Here is a 3,962-nt window from a genome sequence, read left to right as displayed (position 1 = left end):
GAGTTAAGAAATGACCATCGATATATTCACAATCATCAATAAATTCATATTTTTTTGCAGGCTCTTGTTGATTAACAGACGTGGTTTCATTTGAAATATTAGAGATAACGGGGGTGTTTTTTGATATATTTTTCATAATTAAAACCTTACTGATTAAATGTTTGTTATTGGCATCTCTATAGAGGCGCCGGGTGCTAACAAACACGGCAGTAAGTCCGTCGTTACACTTTTCCCATAAATGGGTATTGTATGGTGTAACTACACCCGACAAAATCACTATATATGCTAACAAAAGCATAAAAGATAGTCAGTTTTTAATAGGATTAGGTTTATCGCAACCTATTCGCTTACTGTTTAGTGTTGTTAAGCACTTGATTATTTATATAGCAAAATACGTATTTATTGTCAAATAATATTTTATCTTTTTTGATATTTTTTCTTATTTTTTAAATACGTTATGTATTGATAATATCTTATGCTTATTAATTGCTTCTTTTATATTTATGTGCTTTTAAAGATATATTATAGGTTTTATTAAACGATTGCGTTATTTTCTGAATCTATACATTTNAAACGATTGCGTTATTTTCTGAATCTATACATTTATAATATTTAGAAACGCTCTCATTATGCGTATTTTAAACTTTATAACCTATCAATTTTGTCACTAAATGGCTTTTAAGATTTCTGTTAATTTCTTTTAATAACACATTTTAGACTTAACAGCCTTTATAGGGACTGTCTTTATAAACAAATGCTTTCATTTGCATTTTTGCTTTCTCTATAGTTGTTATGTTCTTTATAGCCATGGCATCATTTTTCATGTTCATAAGAGAAATGATAAATAGGATAATTGCGATTTATTGTCTGTTATGAAAACACTTATGAAAACATCTCAATAGAAACTGATCATTATAGAGATCAGTAAAATCCCTTTTAATAGACCGTGTCAGTGTTGTCAGTTCCTTTTAGACCTTCTATTATTTTTTTTTATGAGTAAAAATTAAAAACATTATATTTCAATAGGTTAGTATTTTAAAAACATAACTCATATCACTATTACAATCTTTAAAGATAACCAATGATGTGAATTGATTAAAACTTGTCAGTTATGTGTCAGTAAATTGAACTGACAAAATAGATTATTTTAGTGAGTGATTAAAACGTGCTTTATGAAAAGCATATGATCTTTTAAAGCCTTTCAAAAGATAGCTTGTAACTCATATGAAATGCTATCAAGACCATTATGGTTATGAGTTTTGAAGATTTTGAGTATTTTGAGGGTTCCTTTTACTCCCCTTTATATATTATTTTTCAATCAAAAATAAAAGTTATTATATTTCAATATGTTAATGTTTTAAATAAACAACCTATATTACACACAACACGTAAATACAATCTGTAATATATATAAAAAGGGGTTTTGAAGGTATTTTGAGGGTTTGAGAAACCTTCAAAACCTATAAGTAATATAAGAAAATGAATATACATAACTCTCTTTAAACAAAGCTATCATTTTAGATTACGGTATAATCTTTTAAAGGCAATGTAAAAAAATTTAATTCACTTTAGATAGGGTTTCTTAAAAGTCTTAAAGGCAATCCAAATAAGAGTATCTAAAAGTGCAAGTTTCTTCTTTTTAGAATAACGCATACAAACACTCCTTTTAAAGATTGTATGTAAGCAATTTATAAAGAGGGTATAGAACCTATAGGTTATAAGACCTTATACCCCTTTGTGAGGTTAACATGCCTATCATCTGAGCATGCCAAATCTATTCAGTTTCTCTCATTTCTAATTTTGGTAGTTTTTTTACGATTTTCATTGTTTCTAAACTTACGGTAATAACTCTTTGAAACAACTCTAGAGGGTAGGCAGGGTTGCCAATGGTTTCAACAGCATAGCGATTGGCATCATTGACAATGCCACTCTTTTTATCAGTCTTTACACATTGACGCCCCATAACCCATTCAAGAGCAGGTTTGCCATTGACGATATACTTATAAGCTTCAAGAGGGATATCTGTTATTGTGATATTGCTATTATAAAAAACAGTCGATTTATCCTTTTCCTTACTATTCTTAATTTTTGCGAATTTCATTTCAGTTACATAATAGAATTTTTCGGGATTAGAGATCTCTGTCTGTTTTGGATTACCCTTTTTAAAGGTCACGGGATAAGGCTCTACAGTTTCATAATTCACGTGCAAATGCCCTAGTTCACGTCCAGCATTAACAAACTTCCAAAAATCTTCAGCGCTTTTTACACAAGGGATGCGAGGCAATTCTTTAGAGAGGTTATCAGCATAACGAGCACGATAATCTTCCGAATGTAACAATCCGTAGACGTAATAGAACAAATCATCTTTAGTGATTTTTTCATTCGGATAAGCTGCTTTAAAATGTGCTAATCCTTCATCAGTAATGGCATCACGCCTCTGTAAATCAGCTGTTTTACTTTCTTCTGTAGAAATTAAAAATAAATGGGATTGTTTTTCATTTTTACTTTTTGAAACCGTATCATCTTTGTAAATATAGCGTGGAAAGCATTGACCTGTATCTATTACACTCACATCAGGTACATTTTTAGTCATCAAGATAGAAAATCCACTTCTTGCTCCTACAGAAGAAACTTGTATCACTTTATTTTCAGTCGCTTTTTCTATAGGAAATATCCGCGGCATTTGGTAAACCATATCATTGAAGGTACGATTATAATAAAGCCATCGTTGTGTAAAAGGACGATACAGACTTGGTATGAGGCATGTCTCTTCAAATTCAAAAAACTTTCTTTTTGTCAACTCTTGTTTAAGTCCACGGCTCCAACTTATCTTACTTTCATCTGAATTTACAAAATTATTTACAACATTGGTATGTATTTTACGGTCAGTGTGTGCATAAGTATCATTAAAACGTTCCACTTCACTGTTATAGAAGGCAATCATATTACTCATGTTTTTCGCTAGAGCTTCAGGGCTTGAGTTGTATGTCCAAGCATCACGACTCGTCATAATACCGCGAGAAAAATTTTCAAACAGCTTTTTACCATGACTTTTCTTATCACCTAGGGCTAGGAATGTTTTGAAACTCTCATCACGTTGATTTATCCAATCACCATGTTCATCCGGCGTGATCATTTGCCAACTTTGTTCACGTGTAATGCCATCAATACTACCAAAGTATTCAAGAGCTGTAAGTTTTTCTTTTGTCGTGAAATTATTACCAATGTCATGATAGTAAATTTTACAATCTCCGGAAGCATTGGGATTTTTGATAAACAATGTTATAGCAATACCAGTCATACTACCATTGCCAAAAACATTTTCACCTTCTTGAGCTTTCCCATCGCTTAACATATTTTTACGAATATCCCCCCGTAAATTAAGCACATAAATACTCGTAAACTCTTTGGCTAAAGATTTTCGTAAGCTATCCATTGTTGGCTTTTCTATGTAACCAGAACCAGAAACAAAGCCTATTACCCCAGCATTATCAATACGGTCACTTGCCCAACGAATGGCACGGATATAGCTGTCATAAAGTGCTCGTATATTCGTTACTTTCGATTGAGCAGCATAAGTTTTACGGATACGTTCATCTAATATGGGATAAGGGCTGTTCTTTGCATTATCATTTTCGCTTTTTTGCCCTACTGAATAAGGAGGATTCCCAAAAATAACTTCAATATTGAGGTTTTTCTGAAGTTCTAAATATTCACTGTTTTTCTCTAGTAAACCTCTCATCAGATCTTGTTTTTCAAGCATCCGGAATGTATCGGTCAAACCAATATGCTTGAAAGGAATGTACTCACCTTTCATGATACTATGATAAGTCGATTCAATGTTAATCGCTGCTATGTAGTACGCTAGCAAAACAATCTCATTGGCATGGATATCATGACGGAACTTATATTCCATATCCTCTGGTTTTATGAGCTTTGATTGTAAAAGCCTTGTGATAAAG

1 protein-coding gene is annotated in these 3,962 nt (G+C 32.0%); it reads right to left on the bottom strand.

Features of this window, described 5'->3' with window-relative positions; translation table 11 throughout:
* Positions 1-1,774: 1,774 nt before the first annotated feature.
* On the bottom strand, positions 1,775-3,962 hold a 2,188-nt coding region (locus ACFIK4_RS01100), incomplete at its 5' end, for a type ISP restriction/modification enzyme (protein ID WP_375674631.1).

This window comes from Bartonella sp. AP9QHHD (assembly GCF_042195625.1).
Lineage (GTDB): Bacteria > Pseudomonadota > Alphaproteobacteria > Rhizobiales > Rhizobiaceae > Bartonella.
Note: the sequence above shows the minus strand (reverse complement) of the source record. Positions and strands in the feature narration are given on the sequence as shown.